Source organism: Polaribacter sp. PL03 (assembly GCF_033875165.1).
In the GTDB taxonomy this organism is placed as follows: domain Bacteria; phylum Bacteroidota; class Bacteroidia; order Flavobacteriales; family Flavobacteriaceae; genus Polaribacter.
Genome location: NZ_JAWZSV010000001.1, coordinates 547,142 through 568,505, shown reverse-complemented (window position 1 = coordinate 568,505; position 21,364 = coordinate 547,142). Strand labels below are relative to the sequence as shown.

General features: G+C 29.7%; 18 protein-coding genes. 10 read left to right on the top strand and 8 right to left on the bottom strand.

Features of this window, described 5'->3' with window-relative positions; genetic code table 11:
* The first annotated feature begins 38 nt into the window (after positions 1–38).
* Entirely contained in the window at positions 39–317 is a 279-nt protein-coding gene (locus SHK09_RS02555) for a DUF3817 domain-containing protein (protein WP_319809204.1), read from the top strand.
* A 30-nt stretch (positions 318–347) separates the two neighbouring features.
* Here SHK09_RS02555 and SHK09_RS02550 read toward each other — a convergent pair whose 3' ends face one another.
* Entirely contained in the window at positions 348–590 is a 243-nt protein-coding gene (locus tag SHK09_RS02550; protein ID WP_319809203.1) for a MoaD/ThiS family protein, read from the bottom strand.
* Between the two features lie 10 nt (positions 591–600).
* Positions 601–3,075 carry a DUF5686 and carboxypeptidase regulatory-like domain-containing protein gene (locus SHK09_RS02545; RefSeq protein ID WP_319809202.1) on the bottom strand — a complete coding sequence of 825 codons (2,475 nt, stop codon included), beginning with the start codon at positions 3,073–3,075 and terminating at the stop codon, positions 601–603.
* Positions 3,076–3,370: 295 nt separating this feature from the next.
* Here SHK09_RS02545 and SHK09_RS02540 point away from each other — a divergent pair, with 295 nt between their 5' ends.
* The 6 genes from SHK09_RS02540 to SHK09_RS02515 all read left to right on the top strand — a co-directional run bounded on the left by SHK09_RS02540 (position 3,371) and on the right by SHK09_RS02515 (position 14,920).
* Complete coding sequence (locus SHK09_RS02540; protein WP_319809201.1) at positions 3,371–5,653, top strand: NADP-dependent malic enzyme; 2,283 nt, start codon at positions 3,371–3,373, stop codon at positions 5,651–5,653.
* 33 nt (positions 5,654–5,686) lie between these two features.
* Entirely contained in the window at positions 5,687–6,268 is a 582-nt protein-coding gene (ruvA, locus tag SHK09_RS02535; RefSeq protein WP_319809200.1) for a Holliday junction branch migration protein RuvA, read from the top strand.
* 4 nt (positions 6,269–6,272) lie between these two features.
* On the top strand, positions 6,273–13,388 hold the full coding sequence (gene sprA / locus SHK09_RS02530) for a cell surface protein SprA (protein WP_319809199.1): 7,116 nt from the start codon (positions 6,273–6,275) through the stop codon (positions 13,386–13,388).
* A 25-nt stretch (positions 13,389–13,413) separates the two neighbouring features.
* Positions 13,414–13,794, top strand: coding sequence for a glycine cleavage system protein GcvH (gene gcvH, locus SHK09_RS02525; protein ID WP_319809198.1), 381 nt, complete (start codon positions 13,414–13,416; stop codon positions 13,792–13,794).
* A 52-nt stretch (positions 13,795–13,846) separates the two neighbouring features.
* Positions 13,847–14,131 carry a VanZ family protein gene (locus tag SHK09_RS02520; RefSeq protein WP_319809197.1) on the top strand — a complete coding sequence of 95 codons (285 nt, stop codon included), beginning with the start codon at positions 13,847–13,849 and terminating at the stop codon, positions 14,129–14,131.
* A 69-nt stretch (positions 14,132–14,200) separates the two neighbouring features.
* Entirely contained in the window at positions 14,201–14,920 is a 720-nt protein-coding gene (locus SHK09_RS02515) for an energy transducer TonB (protein ID WP_319809196.1), read from the top strand.
* 381 nt (positions 14,921–15,301) lie between these two features.
* On the opposite strand, the gene SHK09_RS02510 is transcribed toward SHK09_RS02515, so the two are convergent.
* Positions 15,302–15,652 (bottom strand): nicotinic acid mononucleotide adenyltransferase, encoded by a 351-nt coding sequence (locus SHK09_RS02510; protein ID WP_319809195.1) that lies wholly within the window; start codon positions 15,650–15,652, stop codon positions 15,302–15,304.
* Positions 15,653–15,812: 160 nt separating this feature from the next.
* Between SHK09_RS02510 and SHK09_RS02505 the strand changes: the two genes are divergently transcribed.
* From SHK09_RS02505 to SHK09_RS02495, 3 genes are all read left to right on the top strand, one after another.
* Positions 15,813–16,013, top strand: coding sequence for a dodecin family protein (locus tag SHK09_RS02505; RefSeq protein WP_319809194.1), 201 nt, complete (start codon positions 15,813–15,815; stop codon positions 16,011–16,013).
* A gap of 149 nt (positions 16,014–16,162) precedes the next feature.
* A complete protein-coding gene (locus SHK09_RS02500; RefSeq protein WP_319809193.1) occupies positions 16,163–16,840 on the top strand; it encodes a hypothetical protein in 678 nt (225 codons plus the stop codon).
* A 9-nt stretch (positions 16,841–16,849) separates the two neighbouring features.
* Entirely contained in the window at positions 16,850–17,650 is an 801-nt protein-coding gene (locus SHK09_RS02495) for a mechanosensitive ion channel family protein (RefSeq protein WP_319809192.1), read from the top strand.
* Here SHK09_RS02495 and tsaB read toward each other — a convergent pair.
* The 5 genes from tsaB to SHK09_RS02470 form a co-directional block, all read right to left on the bottom strand.
* On the bottom strand, positions 17,640–18,326 hold the full coding sequence (gene tsaB, locus SHK09_RS02490; protein ID WP_319809191.1) for a tRNA (adenosine(37)-N6)-threonylcarbamoyltransferase complex dimerization subunit type 1 TsaB: 687 nt from the start codon (positions 18,324–18,326) through the stop codon (positions 17,640–17,642). The genes SHK09_RS02495 and tsaB overlap by 11 nt on opposite strands.
* Positions 18,327–18,422: 96 nt before the next feature.
* Positions 18,423–19,751, bottom strand: coding sequence for a TolC family protein (locus tag SHK09_RS02485; protein ID WP_319809190.1), 1,329 nt, complete (start codon positions 19,749–19,751; stop codon positions 18,423–18,425).
* 216 nt (positions 19,752–19,967) lie between these two features.
* On the bottom strand, positions 19,968–20,192 hold the full coding sequence (locus tag SHK09_RS02480) for a hypothetical protein (RefSeq protein WP_319809189.1): 225 nt from the start codon (positions 20,190–20,192) through the stop codon (positions 19,968–19,970).
* Entirely contained in the window at positions 20,185–20,724 is a 540-nt protein-coding gene (locus tag SHK09_RS02475; protein WP_319809188.1) for a DUF420 domain-containing protein, read from the bottom strand. Before SHK09_RS02475 ends, SHK09_RS02480 begins: the two co-directional genes overlap by 8 nt.
* A complete protein-coding gene (locus SHK09_RS02470) occupies positions 20,717–21,361 on the bottom strand; it encodes an SCO family protein (RefSeq protein WP_319809187.1) in 645 nt (214 codons plus the stop codon). Before SHK09_RS02470 ends, SHK09_RS02475 begins: the two co-directional genes overlap by 8 nt.
* Positions 21,362–21,364 lie beyond the last annotated feature (3 nt).

The window sequence follows — 21,364 nt, the reverse complement described above, 5'->3', positions numbered from 1 at the left end:
ATTTCGAAATTACTCGAATAGACATTACCTAAATACAGATGAAGAACATATTCAGAATTATTAGCTTTTTAGAAGGAATCTCTTACTTATTGTTACTTTTTATAGCTACACCAATTAAATATTTTCAAGGCGATGCTTCTTATGTAAAAATGCTAGGTATGCCTCATGGTATTTTATTTATGTTATATGTTGTTTTGGCAATTGTAATTAAAAAAGAAATGAACTGGAACAACAAAACACTTGCAATTGTTTTAGTTGCTTCTATAATTCCTTTTGGTACTTTTTATGTTGATAAAAAATACTTTAGTAAAAAATAATTAAGTTTATTTTCTAAAAACGCACAACAATTAACCTCCGCTAACTGGCGGAATTATAGCTACAACATCATTTATTTTTAAAAGTAAATGATCTTCTGCGTACTCTTCATTTACAGCAATTGCGTACGAGTTAATATTTTTTAACTGTGGATGTTTTTCTTTTAATGCCAATTTAAAATCGGCTACAGAAATTAAGTTCTGAAACTCAATTTCTAGTTGAGTTTCACCTATTAAATCTGCAGTAATACCAAAAAAAAGGACTTCTATTTTCATTTGTAACTAATTAATTGAATAAACTAAATCTAAATAAGAATCCGTTTTCTGAAACACCATTGTAATTCGATTTCACATAATCTAAGCGCAAAAAACGCCATTTACCAAAACCAAGATTATCTAAACCAACAGAATACTCTGTATATGGTTTTGCATCTGCCATAACCAACGCCTTAGAACCTAAAACTAAATGATAATTCAACTTATTTAATAAAGGAATTTTACCTAAAAGAGCGCCTTTAAAATTATGCTGAATATGCGCTTCTGCATATTTATCATTCGAATAAAACTTGTAATATTCTAACAAGCCAAAACTATTTATTCCGCCAGTTTGAAGAGGATATGTTAATTCGTTTCCGTTTGGTTGAAGGAAATCCATAAAAGCAATCTCTTTCTTTTTTAAGAAAACTCCACCTCTAAGGTTATATCTAAAGTTTCCAAAATTACCTGCATTTATTATTTGTTTAATGTTTGTAATAAAAACGTCTGAATTTAATTCTGAATTTGTGGCTGCAAAAGTTTTACGATATCTTAGATCTATACTTGGGTATTTATCATTTCCTATATTTTGTTTGCTATCTGGGTACGATAAATACTTCTGACCAAAAACAAACTTTGTTGCTAAATTTAAAGTTGCAATATTATGTGTTGCAAACGCACCAACTGTAAAATCTGTTGGATCTAAAGGGTTATTAGATGTATACCCACCATTTTTATCGCCAGAAACCCAAGAAAAATCTGTAGTATTAAACAATGGTTTTCTTTTTGCGTAACCTAATGACCCAGATACAAAAATTCCGTTTTTAAGCTCCTGAGAATACGATATTTCTGCAGCTTGTTTCTCATAAATCTTTAAGTAATTTAAGTTACTAATTAGAGAACTAAGGGTATTATTTAATCTATTTATAGGTTCTCTCTCATTAAATTGAGGTGTAGTTACACCAATTGTTGCATACAACCTTGGTCTAGAAATATTATTCCATTTTTTCGAAAAATAAGCGGTTGGTCTAATACGTTTATCAGAAAAACCATAATTAGCGTTTACACCTGCTCCCCACCATTTTCCTTTTTTATTTAAAGATTTAAAATAGCTAAAACCTGCGCCAGTGTAAAAACCTTGTACTGTATTAAAACCCGTTTTTAGTAAAGGCCCGTTATAAGAGAAAGATTTATCTTCAAAAGTATTACTAAAAGTGTACCCAGTTATTGGATCTAACCAACCAAATTTATTTCCTTTAGCATCTAAAGAATCTAAATATTTTTTAGATTTTCTAAGTACCTTAATACTGTCTTTAATTTTATAATCTGAAATTTCTTCTTGCGTTAAAGGAACAGGTCTTAATTTATTCCAAAAAACAGTGTCTTTTTTAGTTGCATTTTCATCAAAAGATAAAACTTCATTTGTAAATGTACTTTCTGTAAAAGTTGGTTTAAAATTATAATCTGAATAAGTATAAGAAAATTTTCCACTAGGTTTAAAACCAAAAATAGAAATATCGAAATCTATTGTTTGGTTAATTAAAACCCAACCATCTATTTCTTCAGAATAATTATAACCTTGTTTTAATTTTAGTGAATTTACAATTGGTATATTTACTTGTGCACCTGTTGCCGTAACATCTGTACCATATAAAGCCCAATCATCTTCTACAATATAAATAAAACCTTCAAAAACACGATCGTTCTTACGCTTAGGAATTAATTTTATTTTATTAATTAGTTTTCCGTTTTTATCATAAAATGTTCCTACCAATTTGTATTTATAATAACTAAATCCGTTTGAAGAAATTGGAGAAACCAAACCATTAAAAACTTCTAAACTATTTTCATACAAATCTAACTTAGACTCTTCTGCTCTATTAAAACTAATACCATTGTCTTGCCCAGATACTTTAGAAGCAGATATTTTTTCTTTAAATTTCTTTGGATTTTTCTGAAATGAAATATTAGAAAAAGTTTCCGATAAATAAATAATACCACTTCTTGTTGAGTCTAAACCTCCACCAAAATCACCTGTACTTTGACCAAAAAACTTTTCTGGTGCGTCTTTTATTCTAGTTAAACCTCTAGAGTAAAATTTAGCAGTATAATTAGCATACTTATCTGTATTCTTATCTTTATTGGCAATTACATTTTTTATAATTCTGTTTGCAGGATTGTCTTTTGTAGAAATAACAATTTCTTGTAGTTGTACGTTTTCCTCTGCTAAAACCACATTTAATTTAAAAGGAAAAGAAGTAATATTTACCTCTTTTTTTAAAGTGGTAAAACCTATAAACTGAAAGATTACAGTATACTTTCCTGTTTTTTTAAGGTTTAGAATATAGTCTCCATTATCATTTGTAGTGGTTCCTGTAACTGTTTTATTTAAATAAACACTTACAAAAGAAAGCGGCTCTCCGTTTTTATCTGTAATATTTCCTTTTATCTGTGCATTTATAGAAAATGCAATAAATAATAAAATAATAAAAGTAATTTTCTTCATAGATAGGTTTGTTAGTTAACGCAAACATAAAGTTTATGTTACAACCAAATGTTTAATATTTGTTAAACCAAATATAATTTGTTCTTAATTTTTAAGACGTCTTTAAAACATTAAAAGTTGTCTGGGTATAAAAATACTGTTAAAATTTTAATAATAAGATCGAAATTTCGTCTTAAAAAAGATAGAAATCTTTAGTTTTATTAAAAAAAACCTATTTGCAAAAGATTGCTTTTCTTGGTTTTCTCTTCCATTGAAAACCATATCTTTGCCGCTTAAACAAGCAAACAAATATTATATGAGCGATTCTAGAAAAAGACACGAAGCTTTACTATATCATGCAAAACCAAAACCAGGAAAAATTGCGGTTGTTCCTACTAAGAAATATGCAACCCAACACGATTTAGCACTGGCATATTCTCCTGGAGTTGCAGAACCTTGTTTAGAAATTGCAAAAGACAAAAACAACGTTTATAAATATACTGCTAAAGGAAATTTAGTAGCTGTAATTTCTAACGGAACTGCTGTTTTAGGTTTAGGAGACATTGGACCCGAAGCTTCAAAACCAGTAATGGAAGGAAAAGGTTTATTATTTAAAATATTTGCAGATATAGATGTTTTCGATATTGAAGTAGATGCTACAGATGTAGAACTTTTTATACAAACAGTAAAAGCAATTGCACCAACTTTTGGTGGAATTAACTTAGAAGATATAAAAGCACCCGAAGCTTTTGAAATTGAAAGACGTTTAAAGGAAGAATTAGACATTCCTGTAATGCATGATGACCAACATGGAACTGCAATTATTTCTGCTGCAGCTTTAAAAAATGCCATCGATATTGCAGAAAAAGATATTAGTAAAGTAAAAATTGTTGTTAACGGAGCTGGAGCTGCTGCAATTTCTTGTACACGCCTATACTTAAAGTTAGGTGTAAAAAGAGAAAATGTTGTAATGTGCGACAGTAAAGGTGTTATTAGAAAAGATAGAGGAAACCTTACGTCTCAAAAAGCAGAATTTGCAACAGACAGAGATTTACAAACCTTAGATGAAGCAATGCACAATGCAGATGTTTTTATAGGTTTATCTAAAGGAAATGTGGTTTCGCCAGAAATGCTTTTAACAATGGCAAAAGATCCAATTGTTTTTGCAATGGCAAACCCAGAACCAGAAATAGAATATGATATTGCTGTAGCAACAAGAAAAGATCTTATAATGGCTACAGGAAGATCAGACCATCCTAACCAAGTTAATAACGTTCTTGGTTTTCCTTTTATTTTTAGAGGAGCTTTAGACGTTAGAGCTACCAAGATTAATGAGGAAATGAAAATGGCTGCTGTACACGCTTTAGCTAATTTGGCTAAAAAATCTGTACCAGAACAAGTAAACATTGTCTATGACGAAGTAAGTTTAGCTTACGGAAGAGAATACATTATTCCAAAACCATTTGACCCAAGATTAATTTATGAAATTCCACCAGCAATTGCAAAAGCTGCAATGGACTCTGGTGTTGCTTTAGAACCAATTGAAGATTGGGAAAAGTATAGAGAAGAATTAATGGAACGTTCTGGTTCTGGTAACAAAGAAATTAGACTTTTACACAACAGAGCAAAAAGCAATCCTAAACGTGTTGTTTTCGCAGAAGCAGATCACTTAGATGTTTTAAAAGCTGCACAAAGAGTGCATGAAGACAAAATTGGTAAAGTTGTCTTATTAGGAAGAAAAGATGTAATTCTAGAACTTAAAGAAGAAATTGGCTTTACAGCAGATGTAACAATTATAGATCCTAAAACAGACGAAGAAAAAGAAAGAAGGAATCGTTTTGCAGAAGCATATTGGAAAACACGTCAAAGAAAAGGACGTACATTTTCTGAAGCAAAAAAATTAATGCGAGAGCGTAATTATTTTGCAGCAATGATGGTAAATGAAGGAGAAGCAGATGCTTTAATAACTGGTTATTCTAGACCTTACCCAACTGTTGTTAAGCCAATGTTAGAGCTTATCGAAAAAGATAAAGATGTTACAAAAATTGCAGCTTGTAATTTAATGCTAACAAAACAAGGTCCTTTATTTTTAGCAGATACTACTATTAATGAGAATCCTACGGCTAAAGAATTAGCTAAAATTGCACAAATGACCGGTAAGTTTGTAAACATGTTTGGTATGAAACCAAATATTGCAATGTTATCTTATTCTAATTTTGGTTCTTCAAGTTCTGAAACTTCTAAGAAAATTAGAGAAGCTGTTTCTTATGTTCACCGTCATTTTCCAGACACAGTAATCGATGGAGAGTTACAAGCAGATTTTGCTTTAAACCCAGAAATGCTAGCAAAAGAGTTTCCTTTTTCTAAATTGAATGGAAAAAAAGTGAATGTTTTAATTTTCCCTAATTTAGAATCTGCAAATATTACTTACAAATTATTAAAGCAAGTTGAAGGTGCAGAATCTATTGGTCCTGTAATTTTAGGCTTTAATAAACCAGTACATATTTTACAATTAGGTTCTAGTGTAGATGAAATGGTAAACATGGCTGCTTTAGCTGTTGTAGACGCACAACAAAAAGAAAAAAGGAACACCAAATAAAAAGTATTACTTTAGAAGCCTGAAAAGATTTTTATGATTACACAAGTTAGAGGAAGATTAGTAGAGAAAAATCCAACAGAGGTTGTTGTAGATTGCAATGGTGTTGGGTATTTGCTTCATATTTCTTTAAATACATATACTGCATTACCTGCAGACGAAAACGTGGTTTTATATACGCATCTTTCCATTAGGGAAGATGCGCACACGCTTTTTGGGTTTATCAACAAAACAGAAAGAGCCATTTTTAAGTTCTTAATTTCTGTTTCTGGTGTTGGGCCAAGTATTGCAAGAACGATGCTGTCTTCTATGACTTCAGAAGAAATTCAGCAAGCAATTGCATCAGAAAATGTAGCATTAATTCAATCTGTAAAAGGTATTGGTGCAAAAACAGCACAAAGAGTTATTGTAGATTTAAAAGATAAAATTCTAAAGACCTTCGATATAGATGAAGTTTCTGTAGGTGCAAGCAATACAAACAAAGATGAAGCGTTATCTGCTTTAGAAGTACTAGGTTTTCAGAGGAAGCAATCAGAAAAATTGGTTTCTATTATTGTTAAAGAACATACCGATGCTTCTGTAGAACAAATCATAAAATTAGCCTTAAAAAGTTTATAATCAATTGAGTACATTTTTTAAAAGTACGTTTTTATTTATAGTCATTACTTTTACAGTAAGCTTATCTACTTACGCCCAAGACAAAACAGAAAAAGATTCTACAATAGTTACAAAAGAACCTGTAGATCTGCGATATGACTTTAAAAACACTCAAAAAGGGGGTTTATATTTAGATGATTTAGCACAAAAAGAAATTATTTTCGATAAAGTTTTAAACAAGTATGTTATTGTTGAAAAAATAGGAAATTATTACACAAGAACTCCTATTTATTTATCTCCAAGAGAATACCAACAATATCGTTTAAAAAGAGATATGTTGCAATACTTTAAAGAAAAAGTAAGTGCAACAGACGGTAAGAAAAAAGGTTCTAAAGACGCGCAAAAAGACTTACTACCAACCTATTATGTAAACAATAAATTCTTCGAAACCATCTTTGGTGGTACAGAAGTACAAGTAACGCCAACAGGAAGTTTAAATTTAAAGCTTGGTTTTATTTATCAAAATACAGACAACCCACAAATTTCCGAAGAAAACAGAAGTAATCTTACTTTTGACTTTGATCAACAAATAAACGCAAGTATTCGTGCAAAAGTAGGTACGCGTTTAGAATTTACTGCAAATTACGATACACAAGCTTCTTTCGATTTTCAAAATTTAGTAAAAATTGGTTTTGAACCCAATGAAGATGACATTTTACAAGGTTTAGAAGCTGGTAATGTATCTATGCCTATTAAAAACTCTTTAATTAATGGAGCACAAAGTTTATTTGGTGTAAAAACAGATTTAAAATTTGGTAACACAAATGTTACTGCTGTTTTCTCTCAGCAAAACTCAGAAAGTAAAACAGTAGTATCTGAAGGTGGTGCTTCTATACAATCTTTTGAGTTGAGAACTACAGATTATGATAATGATAGACACTTTTTCTTATCTCAATATTTTATAGATAATTATGCTAATTCACTTAAGAATTATCCATTAATAAATAGTCCAATAAATATAACAAGAGTAGAAGTTTGGATAACCAATAGAAATGCTAGTACAGAAGATTATAGAAGTATTGTAGCGTTTGCAGATATTGGTGAATCTAATTCTAATGTTTTAGTTGATGAAAATGGCGTTGTTTTAAGTCCTGCAATTACTCAAGCCCAAGTTGCTGGAAAGAACTTACCTTTTAATGGTGCAAACAGAATTGGTACAGAAATTATTCCTGGAGGTGGTATTAGAGATGTTTCTACTGTAGACAGTTCTTTACAACCTTATAATATGCAAAACGGAACGAATTATTCTGTTTTAGAAAACGCTAGAAAATTAGATGCAAATGAATATCGCTTAAACTCTCAATTAGGTTTTATCTCTTTAAATAGAAGACTAAATGATGGTGAAGTATTAGCAGTTGCTTATGAATATACAGTTGCAGGTAATGTAACAGGAAGTACTAAGAATTCTTTTAAAGTTGGTGAATTTTCTAATGATGGAGTTCTAGCACCAAATAATTTAGCGGTAAAATTATTACGTAGTGAAATTTTACAAACAAAAAGAGCGAATGTTACTACTGGTGAAGATGAGTCTTTTCCTACATGGCGTTTAATGATGAAAAACGTTTATGCTTTGGGTGCTTTTCCTTTAACACAAGATGGTTTTAGATTCGAAATACAATATAGAGATGATGAAACAGGTATTGCCTCTAACGTTTTACAAAACGCACAAACTGCAGGTATTTCTAATTTACCTTTATTACAGGTTTTAAAATTAGATCAATTAGACCAAAGTCAATTTAGAACTCCAGATGGTTTTTTCGATTATGTAGAAGGAATTACTGTGAATTCTGAAAACGGTTTCATTTTTTTTCCAGAACCAGAACCATTTGGTAACGATTTAGAAGATGCTTTATCTAATCCTTCGGATGTGAATTTCTTGTTTAAAGAAATGTATCTAAACACTAAAACAAACATTAAAAATAACTTTCAGAATAAAGATAAATACTTCTTAAAAGGGTATTTTAAATCGGAAAATTCTGGTGGAATTCCTATTGGTGCATTTAATGTACCAAGAGGTTCTGTAAGAGTTTCTGCTGGTGGAAGACAATTGGTAGAAGGTGTAGATTATGTGGTAGATTATCAATTAGGAAGAGTTCAAATTATAGATCCAGGTTTACAGGCTTCTGGTGTGCCAATTAGTGTTTCTACAGAGAATAATTCTGTATTTAATCAACAAAGAAAAACATTTTTTGGTATTGATGTTGAACATAAGTTTTCTGAAGACTTTATTGTTGGTGCAACTTATTTAAATATTGAAGAAAGACCTTTAACACCTAAAGTTAATTTTGGTGCAGAACCTATAAATAATACCATGTTAGGTTTCAATTTTAACTATTCTACAGAAGTACCCTATTTTACAAAATTAGCAAACAAATTACCTTTTGTAGATACAGATGCACCGTCTAATTTATCTGTTAGAGGAGATATGGCATATTTAATTCCTGGCTCTCCAAGTGGTATTGATGTTACTGGTTCTGCAACTTCTTATATAGATGATTTTGAAGCTTCGCAAGTACCAATTAGTATTTTATCTGCCTTAGATTGGCACGAAGCGAGTACGCCAAAATACTTTCCTAATTTTAACGGAGAAAGAGACGATTTATCTTACAATTACAAGAGAGGTAAATTGGCTTGGTATAGTGTAGATCAGATATTTTATGGCGTTGGGGACACACCTGCAAGTATAGATGCAGATGAACTTTCTAGAGCAGAAACAAGACAAATTAATTACAGAGAATTGTTTCCTAATGTACAATTAGATATTACACAAAACTCTTTGGTTAGAACATTAGATTTAGCTTATTTTCCGCAAGAAAGAGGTTCTTATAACTACGATCCTTCAGCAACAATACAAGGTGATAAAGTAACACTACCAAATCCTGAAACAAGATGGGGTGGAATTATGCGTGCTTTAACAACTAACAATTTTGACCAAGCTAATGTAGAGTACATGCAATTCTGGATTATGGATCCGTATCAAAATTACTCTATAACCGCAGAAGAAGGTTTACCAGAAGGTGTAGACCCAACAAACCCTACAAACCAAACAGGAGATTTATATATAAATTTAGGTAATATTTCTGAAGACGTTTTAAAGGATAATCGTAAAATGTACGAAAATGGTTTACCAGAAGATGGTTTAAAGGTTAATGGTAGTAATGTAAACAGAACAACTTGGGGAGATATTCCTAGAAACCCATCAATTATATATGCTTTTAATGAGCAGGACGACGCTAGAACAAACCAAGATATTGGTTTTGATGGTTTAAATGATCTTGAAGAAAGGAACTTACCAGGAATAGGACAATTTGCAGCTTTAAATGATCCTGCAGCAGATAACTTTCAATTCTTTAGAGGTGCTAATTTAGATGCTATAAATGCATCTTTAGTAACAAGATATAAAGACTTTAATAATACACAAGGAAACTCACCAACGTTAAATCAATCTAACGAGTCTTACCCAACTTCATCTACAACTTACCCAGATACAGAAGATATTAATAGAGATCAAACAATGAATACCGTAGAGAGTTATTACGAGTATAAGATTTCTATGAACCAAGCAAATCTAAGAAAAGGTGTTGGTTATGTTGTTGATGAAAAAACAACTACAGTTACACTAGAAAACGGAAGTACACAACAAACAAAATGGTACCAATTTAGAGTTCCTGTAAGAAGTGGAAGTCCTGTAAATGGAATTTCAGATTTTAATAGTATTCGTTTTGTAAGAATGTTTTTAACTAATTTTAAAATGCCAATTGTTATTCGTTTTGGTGAATTAGATTTAGTTCGTGGAGATTGGAGACGTTATGTTAGAACTCTAGATCCTGCAACAGACCCAGACAGAGAATTAACACAAGATGAATTAAATGATTTTGAAGTTGGTGTTGTAAGTATAGAACAAAATGAAGGAAGCTACATTCAGCCTCCAGGTATTGAGAGAGAACTTCTACAAGGAAGTACTACCGTACAATTGCAAAATGAACAATCTGTAACTTTAAAAGTAAACAGATTAAAACCAGAAGAAGTAAGAGCTATTTACAAAAATATAAGTATAGATTTAAGGCGTTTTAAGCAGTTAAAAATGTTTATGCACTTAGAACAAACAGAAGGAGAAGTTTTTGTTGAAGACAATGAAATGTCTGCAATTATTAGATTAGGTACAGATTTAAATGAGAATTTTTATCAAATTGAAATTCCTCTTAAAGTTACAAGAAACGGAACATCTGCATTAGATATTTGGCCAGAAGCAAATAATTTAGATGCTTTCTTAGAAACATTTGGTAAAGTAAAATTAGAAAGAAATAGTGCAAATTTTTCTGTCGCAGAAATTTATCAATCACAAGAACAAGACCCAAATTTACCATATACAATTAGCGTAAAGGGAAACCCTACTTTAGCACAATTAAGAACAATTATGCTAGGTATTAAAAATAATTCTTTAGCAAATAAAAGTGCAGAAATTTGGTTTAATGAATTGCGTTCTGCTGGTTTTGATAATAAAGGTGGTTGGGCTGCAGTAGTAAATGCAGATGCAAATTTTGCAGATGTTGCAAATATATCTTTAGCAGGAAGTATGTCTACTGTTGGTTTTGGTAACGTAGAAGATAGAGTAAGCCAACGTAGTTTAGATGAAACTAGACAATATGACATTGCTACTACTGTTCAATTAGGAAAAGTGTTAACTCCACAGAAATGGGGAATTCAATTACCAATGAGCTACAGTGTTGGTGAAACTTTTATAGATCCAAAATACGATCCTCAATACCAAGACGTAATTTTAGAAGATGCTTTAGAACAAAACCCAAATAGTGAGTTTTCTAGAGATTATACTAAAAGAACAAGTATCAGTTTTATAAATGTAAAGAAAAATAGAAATCCAAATTCAACAAAAAAACCAAAATTTTACGATGTTGAAAATGTGTCTGTTTCTTATGCACATAATAAAGAATTTCATAGAGATTATAACATACAGAAATACATAAATGAAAATGTAACAGCAGGTGCAACTTATAGTTATAACTTTCAAGCAAAACCTATAGAACCTTTTAAAAATGTAGGTTTTCTGCAGAATAAACACTTAAAACTAATTAAGGATTTTAACTTTAACCCAATTCCTTCTACAATAGCGGTAAATTCTAGAATTAATAGAAATTTTACAGAACAACAGTCTAGAAATTTAGTTGAAGGTTTGTCTGATCAGCCAGAATTAAAACAACGTAGGTTTTTATTCGATTGGGATTATACAGTAGGTTTCGATTTAACAAAATCACTTCAATTTAACTTTAATGCAACCAATAGTTATATTTACGATACTTTTGATTCTAATGAAGATATTCAAATTTATGACGACTTTTTTAATACTGGAAGAGCAAGTCATTATCATCAAAAATTAAATGGTACTTATCAATTACCAATAGACAAGGTTCCTTTTTTAAGTTGGATAAAAGCAGATTATGCATACACAGCAGATTTCGATTGGCAAGCTGCTGCACAAAGTACAATAGATATAGATGGTGTAGATGTTGCTTATGTAGATTTAGTAGGAAACGTTATTCAGAATGCGAATACACATAATGTAAATACCACATTTACATTCGATAAGTTTTATAAAGGACTTGGTTTTGAAAAACTTTTAATGTCTAAAACGCAAAGAAAGAATACGAAAGGAGCTATAGGAAATGGATTACCTCCTACCCCAGGAAGAAACAATAAAAAGAAAAAACTATCATTAGGTAAACAGATTTTAAAAGGTGTTTACAATGTAGTAACTTCTGTAAAACAAGGTAAGGTAAGTTATTCTGAAAACAACGGGCAATTTTTACCTGGTTATACAGAAGAAGTTGGTTTTCTTGGTGGTGCACCAACTTCATTTGCTTTTGGTAGTCAAGTAGATATTAGAAACAAAGCTTTACAAAATGGTTGGTTAGTAGGTCCTAGAGACCCAGATAACAGCGAATACTACAATAAAACATATAGTAGAACCCAGTATAATAAATTAGATTATACATTTACAGTAAAGCCTTTTAAAGATTTAAATATTGATGTAAGAGGTAATAAAATTAAAACAAGAGATTTATCGCAACAATTAGATGTTGTAGACAATGGTTCTTCTACTGGAGCATTAGATTTTAGTGCACCAGCTTTTGAAACAGGAAACTTTAGTGCGAGTCATTCTATGATTTCTACAGCATTTACAGACGGAGATGTATTGTTTCAAACAATGAGAGATTATAGAGATATAATTGCAAACAGGTTAGCTACAGAAAATGGTGCACCAGTTGCAGGTTACGGAAAAAATAGTCAACAAGTATTATTACCAGCATTTATGGCAGCATATTCTGGTTCTAACCCAGATAAGGTAAATACAGGTTTATTTAAAAACATTCCAATTCCTAATTGGACTTTGCGTTACACAGGTTTAATGAAACTTGGTTTCTTTAAAAAGAACTTTAGCAACTTTGTGGTATCTCACGGTTATAAATCTTCTTATACAGTATCTAGTTTTACAAACAACCTACAATATGATGGTTTAAATAAATTTTCTGAAACAAATTCTGCAGGAAATTATGAACCAGAATTATTAGTGTCTGCCGTAACTTTAGTAGATGAGTTTTCTCCTTTAATAAAAGTAGATATGAAAATGAGAAATTCTTTTTCTTTAAGAGGAGAAATTAAAAGAGATAGAACATTAACCATGAATTTTAACAACAGTACTTTAACAGACATAAAAGGTACAGAATATATTTTTGGAATGGGTTATGTCTTTAAAGATATAAAAGTAAACACACGTTTTACAGGTAAAAAACAAACCTTAAAAGGAGACATTAATTTAAGAGCAGACGTTTCTTTACGAGATAATTTAACACTAATTAGAGCAGTAGATGAAGATAATGATCAAATTAGTGGTGGACAAAGATTATTTTCTATTAAATTTACAGCCGATTATAGATTAAGTAGTAATTTAACAGCGTCGTTTTATTACAATCATCAAACGTCTAAATATGCTATTTCTACCACTTTCCCAAGACAAGCGATTAATGGTGGATTTAATATTATTTATAACTTAGGAGGAAATTAAACAATTAACAATAATATATATTAAAATGAATATCCCAGCAGACTTAAAATACACAAAAGACCACGAGTGGTTAAAAATAGAAGGTAATGTTGCAACTATAGGAATTACAGATTTTGCACAAGGAGAATTAGGAGACATCGTATATGTAGATGTAGATACTTTAGATGATACTGTAGAAGAAGGAGAAGTTTTTGGTTCTGTAGAAGCAGTAAAAACAGTCTCTGACTTATTTATGCCTTTAAGAGGAGAAGTTATCGCCTTTAACGAAGAATTAGAAGACGAACCAGAATTAGTAAACTCAGACCCTTATAACAAAGGCTGGATGATTAAGATTGAAATTTCTGACAGCTCTCAAATAGAAAATTTATTAGATGCTGAAGCATATCAAAGTCTTATTAAAGGGTAAAATATTTGTAATTGCAATATTTATAACTATTACAATACTGTATTTAAGCTTAATGAAAATGCCTAAATACAATGTTAGTATTAGTCATTTAGATAAGTTACAACACTGTTTTGCATATTTTACACTCTCTGTTTCTTGGTTATTAACCTTTTACAGAAAAAACAAAAAGCATCTAGTTGTTTTGTTTTGTATACTATTTGGCATAATTATTGAAATATTACAACACACAATAACAAATTATAGAACAGGAGATTACTTAGATGTAATTGCGAATTCTCTTGGTGTTTTACTAGGTTTATTCGTTTTTAATCAAGTTTTTAAAAAAAAATGTGGTTAAAAAACAAAAAGACTTGTAATTAACACAATAATTTAGTTAAATTAGCGAACTATAAATAACTTTTATTCCATGGAAATAAAGAAGAATCCCAAATCGAATTTAGAAAATTACAGTAAAATATTTATGCAAATAGGTCTAGTATTGGCTTTATTTATAACATATGCTGCAATTGAAAAGAAAACTTATGATAGAACTACTAGTGACTTAGGTGTTATTAGTATGAATGCAGATATGGAAGAAGATATTCCAATTACGGAAGTAAAACCACCTGCACAACCTAAAACTCCACCACCACCAACACCAGAAAAAATTGAAGTTGTTGAAGATGAAAAGGAAGTTGAAGAAACTGTAATTGAATCTACTGAAACAGATGAAACAGAAGCTGTAGAAGTTGAAGAAATTGTAGAGGTTGAAGAAGCTGAAGAAGTTATTGAAGATGTAAACTTTATGATTATTGAAGATGCACCTGTTTTTCCAGGATGTAAAGGAAGTAAGAAAGAGTTAAAAGATTGTTTTAGTAAAATGGTACAAAAACATTTCTCTAGAAAATTTGATGCAGAATTACCTAATGAATTAGGATTATCTCCAGGGAAGAAAAGAGTATTTATTGGTTTTAAGATTGATAGACAAGGGAACATTGTTAATGTACAAGCAAGAGCACCTCACCCAAAAATTAAAGCTGAGGTTATTAAGGTAATGAAAATGTTACCTAAAATGAAACCAGGAAAACAAAGAGGTAAGCCAGTAGGAGTTAGTTATAATATTCCTTTTTCTTTATTAGTAGAATAATAAAATACTTACAAAATATATAAAACGCTTAGAATAACTTCTAAGCGTTTTTTTTATGCATATAATATTATTTTATACTTCTTCACAAAAAACTCAATGACAAGCTTAATTTCATTTACAAAAACATATTTTAATATAGTAAGCAAAAGCGATTACATGTATAAAAATGAACTTTACTTTAAGAAGTAAGTCTTGGTGAAATTAGTAAATGTAAATACCTTTAATAATTAAATACATATTAGTAGAAAGTAAAAGAAAACATTTACTAAAAACAAATTAAAACAAATGATAAAAGATTTAGTTTTGGTGAATTATGAACATAAAAAAAGATCCAAAGTAAAATTTACCTTGGATCTTTTTTTAATATTAAACGAGAAGTATCTATTTATTGGTAGCAAGTTTAGATTCTGCTTTCCATAAATTAACATCTTCAATAGTGTTATTATTATAAGTTACTTCTTTTAAAGAACCTTCATTCCAGAAAAACCATTTTCCTGTTTTCTTACCTTCTTTATAAAAAGCTAATTGTGTTTTATTTCCTTGAGTATCAAAACGTGTCCACTTACCAGTTAATTTTTTATCCTTAAAAAACCCCTCTGTTTTAACAGAACCATCTTCATGGTAATAAGTAGCTTTAACTAAATTTCCTTCTACTTCATAAGTAGGTTTTATATCTTGAGAGTATCCTATTGCTGCGATGCAAAAAATTGCGATTGTAAGTATTTTTTTCATGATTTCTTTTTTTAGGGTTTACACTACTTTTACAAATATAGGTTTTTTGTAACAATTTAAAAACAATTACGTAACATTAAATTAACATTAGATTATTTTAACATAAAAATTTAATTCATTTACTTATATTTACGTGATACGAATTTTAAAAAAAAATATTATGGCAATAATGAAAGTTATAGAAGTTTTAGCAAACTCAGAGAAAAGTTGGGAAGACGCAACTAAAAAAGCGGTAAAACAAGCATCTAAATCAGTAAAAAACATTAAATCTGTTTTTGTACAATCTCAAAGTGCAGTTGTAAACGGAGATGAAGTTGCAGAGTTTAGAGTTAATCTGAAAATTACATTTGAGGTAAACTAATTCACTTCAAATAAATAAAGCGATTTAATAAACCAATTAAATCGCTTTTTTTTATTGAGATAATTCTAAAAACACTTATTAAAAACGCTTTATTTTTAAGTTCAAAAAAATGAAGCATATATATTAACTTTGTTAAAATTATAATCGCCATGAAAAAAATAACAATCGTAGTAACAGCGCTACTGTTAATACAATCTATTACTTTAACAGCACAATTAGAAAGACAAAACGGCTTATCTATTACGTTAAAAGGACCAAACACAAAAATTGAAGGAGTTACAGCTGTAGATGCTTCAGCAAAAACGCAACATTTAAGATTTCTTTCAGAAGGATACAAAAAAGCTAAATTAAATGAATTAAAAGATGAATTTCTCTTCCGTTATAATATTTTTGCAGACGAAATGGAATTTATAAAGGATGGGGAAATATATTTTTTATCTAAAACAAAAAATCAAACAATTACTTTTCTTGATATAAATAGAACATTTAAAGTTATAGAGTTAGATGGTAAATTACAATATTTAGAAATAAACTACAACGGAAAAGTAGCTCTTTACACAAAACAATCTGTAATTTATAAAGAAGGAAAAGTAGCTACAACTCAATTTGAAACATCTAAAAAATCAAAATTTATAAAAAAGAAAGATGAACATTATATAACTATAGATAACAGTGAAATTATAAAATTACCAAAAGGGAAAAAAGATTTTTATGCATTGTTTGGTGAGAAATCAAACGCTATAAAAAAGTATGCTAAAAACGAAAAAATCAGTAGAAAAAAAGTAACAGATATTATTCAAATATTAAAACATTACAATTCAATTTAAAATTAATTTATGGAAGAATACATTGACCAACTAAAAAAAGTATTAGTAGAATATACACCAAAGATATTAATGGCGGTAGCCATGTTAATTATTGGTTTAATAGTAATTAAAATTATTGTTAAAACAACTAGAAAAATTTTAAAGAAAAGAGGAGTAGATGTTACATTACAACAATTTTTAGGAAACCTAATAAGTTGGGTCTTAAAAATATTACTTTTTATAACAGTTATTGCAAAATTAGGGGTAGAAACAGCTTCTTTTGCAGCAATATTAGCAGCAGCTGGTTTAGCAGTTGGTTTAGCACTACAGGGTTCTTTAGCTAACTTTGCAGGTGGTGTTTTAATAATGATTTTTAAGCCTATGAAGGTAGGAGATTTAATTCAGGCACAAGGTGAAACTGGTGTTGTAAAAGAAATTGAAATTTTTACTACAAAACTTACAGGTTTATCTAATAGAGAAATTATAATTCCTAATGGATCTTTATCTAACGGTAACATAATAAACTTCACTACAGAAGGTACTAGACGTGTAGATTTAGTTTTTGGCGTTTCCTATGATGCAGACATTAAACAAACAAAAGATGTTTTAATGAGTGTATTGGCTGCACACCCTAAAGTATTAAAAGATCCAGCTCCTGGAGTTACGGTTTTAGAATTAGCAGATAGTTCTGTAAACTTTGCTGTTAGACCTTGGTGTAATACTGAAGATTATTGGACAGTTTATTTTGATGTTACAGAAAACACTAAAATTGCTTTAGATAAAGCTGGTATAGAGATTCCTTACCCACATCAAGTAGAAATTAGAAAGTAGGTTTCTTTTTCTTTTCTGGGATAACAACAAAATCTTTTAAATAAAAAGGTTCAAAATAAGCGACATCTTCGATGTCGTTTTTTTTGTACTTAATAAATGATAATTCTGCCATTTCTTTAGATGAAGGAAACTTATCATCAATAAAAAAGGCATTTTTATGTGTTATAATGTCTTTACACTTCTGTGCCCCATCACCTAAAAAATAAACATTTCCTTGCTCTAACTCTTTAGAAAAAGAGTTTTCGTCTATAATTTCTGCTTGTATTTCTCTTATCTGAATATTATCCTTATTAAAAATAGCAGCATATACTTCCATTCTTCTAGCATCTAACATTGGTACAATTGTACCTTCAGCTACAGAAATAGCATAAGAAAGAGATGTTAATGTATCTATAGAAATTAACGGCTTATCTAAAGCAAAAGAAAGACCTTTTGCAGCCGAAACGCCAATTCTTAGACCAGTATAAGAACCAGGTCCTTTACTTACTGCTATAGCGTCTATTTCTACCTTAGAAATATTACCTTCATTTAAAATATTGTCTATAAAGGGATGTAAAACTTCTGCATGGGAATAATTGCCGTTATTCAATTCTTTAATTGCAATAATTTTACCATTATCTGCAAGACTTACAGAACAGTTTTTAGTTGATGTTTCTATGTTAAGGATAATTGCCAATTTCTATATTTTTTACAAAGATAGTATTTCAAAAAAACAAAAACCTCACAGGTTGTAAAAACGTGTGAGGTTGTATTGTAAATTTAATAAATTAAACTAGAAAACTAATTCGCCAGAATAAAACTGTAAAACTTTAGTCTTAAATACATAATCATATTTAGAACGTATCATTGCGCCTTGTGCATTTACTAAACGTGTTCTTACCAAATCGAAATCGAACAACGTCATTGCGCCATAATTATATCTTTCTTGTGCATTTTTAAATGCTTCTTTTTGTGCGTCTAAAGAAATTTTTGCTGCTTCATAAGCTTTTAGACCAGACTTTACATCTAAAAATGCTTGTTCTATTGTTTGTTTTAATTGTAATTTCTGACTTTCTAATCTTGTTTCAGAAATTTCTTTGTTAATGATAGATTGCGCTACTCTATTCTTTGTTTGAAATCTATTAAAAATTGGAATACTAACATTAAAACCAACTCCATAACCAAGGTTATTGTCTAACTGAGTAAATAGAGCAGTGTTTTCTACACCGTCTGGTAGGTTTAAATTAAAACCATAATTAGATGATAAACCAGCAGATGCAGTAATTGTAGGTAAAAAACTACCTTTTGCAATTGCAATGTTAAAATCTGCATTTTCTATATCTAATTTTGCTCTAGCAATTTCTGGCATATAGTTTAAAGATTTCTCAAATACTGCAGATGAATTATCATATAATAAATTGGCAGATGGAGTTTCTACTTCTATAGGAGCAACATCAAAATTTTCTGTAGGTTCTTGTAATAGCTGAGCGATATTTAATAATGCTAAGTCTAAAGCATTTTCTTGTAAAATTACATTTTGTAAATCGTTTGCAGCAGTAGATTGGAAATTTAATAACTCTCCTCTAGCAATAACGCCAGCGTCGAATCTTGCTTTTGCAGCTTCAATTTGTTTTTTACTAATTTCTGCTTGTACCTTTGCAACACCTAAATTTTCTTTAGCAAATAAAACATTTAAATAAGTATTTACAACTCTAAGAGAAATGTCATTTTCTATTTTTTTTAGATCATACAAGCTAGTTTCTACACCTAGTTTAGCCTGTTTAAAAGTATTTGTATTTCTGTAACCATTAAATACTGTATAGCCAGAACTTAAACCAACAGAACCCCCAAAAATACTTGTAGATATTCTATTATTAGAAACAGGATCGAAACCAGAACCAAAGTTTAAGTTACCACCTGTGTTACCACTTAAGTTAGGTAAAAAATTACCTTTAGCAATATCAACATTTTTTTTAGCAAGCTCTACACTCAACTTATTTTGTTGAATAGAGATGTTTTTAGCTAAAGCTTGATCTACGGCCTCTTTTAAAGTCCATTGTTTTTGTGAAAAAGTAGCAATAGAAGTACATAATGCTACAAATAGGATAAGTTTGGTTTTCAAAATCTTTAATTTTTATATTAAGTTGATTGATCTCTCAATAATTACAATAAAAAGATAAAAATAAGTTGATGAAAATCAATTATATAAAACTAATTATACTTTTTTGATACAAAAACGATTGCATTCAATTAAAAACCGAACAATTTTATCTTCTATTTGTTTTAATAAGACGACAAGAGATAAAAAATGTTACAGCTTTTTGTATTTATTTAAATGTTAATCTTTAAAATTCTTTTTATATCTATAAAGTGTATAAAATAAAACACCAATTAAAAGGTAAGGAAAAACCATTAAGTAAGTTATTCCGTTGTTTACACCTTCTGCCATAGACACATCTCCACTTTCTACAACAGCTTTACACATTGCACATTGAGAAAAAGCAGTTTTAGAAGTAAAAACAACTAATAGTAAAAACGAGAAAAATATTTTATTTTTAAACATAGTAAGGAGATATCATTAGATAAACTATAACACCAGTAACAGCTACATAAAGCCAAATAGGAAACGTTTTTTTCGCTATTTTTTTATGCTCTGGAAATTTACCCAACTTCGCTTTCATATAGGTTATAAGTACAAAAGGAATAACAATAATAGATAGAACAATATGAGTAAATAAGATAAAGTAATACACATATTTAATAATTCCTTCTCCACCAAATGAGGTAGAATCTGAAGTCATATGGTACGCGATATACATTAATAAGAATAAAAGAGAACATGCAATTGCAACCGTATTTAATTGCTCATGTAACTTTTTATTTCCTTTTTTTATAGCTATAACTGCCGCAATTAATAAAACCGCAGTTAGACCATTTATAGATGCGTAAATTGGAGGAAGAAACTTTAATGGTTCTACATTAAAACCTAAACTTCTAAGATTAACACCAAATAAACAAGCAACAGCAACTGGTATTATTATTGACAGTGCAGTAATTATTTTCTTATATTTTTTTTCTTGAGCTAAATTATTCATTCAACAATATTTTAATATCTTCTTTTAATTCTTTTATTTGATCTGGAAATATTTGTTCTTTAATAGCTCTGTAGTACATAATTGGGTTACCATGTTCGTCTTTTCTAGATCTTATATAACCTTCTTTATCTACTAAAGCAAACAAACCAGAATGTTCGAAACCACCATGCTCTTCTTCTCCTTTACCAACGTAAAGTTTAAATCCTTTATTAGAAAGCGCATAAACTACATCATCACTCTTACCTGTTAGAAGATGCCAGTTTTTATGTGTAATGCCTGTTTCTTTTGCATATTCTTTTAGAATTTCTGGTGTATCTATTTCTGGTGTTATAGAAATTGAAGCGATTCCAAAATTTGGATTCCCAAAATAATCATCTTGAATGGTTACCATTTTTTTGTTCATTATAGGACAAATAGTTGGGCAAGTAGAAAAGAAAAATTCTACAACATATACCTTACCTTCATAAGACTTGTTAGTAATTGTTTTTCCTTCTTGATCTGTAAATTCAAAATCTGGTACTTTATTAAACTTTACCAAATCTGTATCTTTAAAACGATCTACCACTTTAGGAACCGTATAAATACCAAACAATAAAATAATAAATGCAATACCTATGTAAGAATATTTTTTATTCATTAT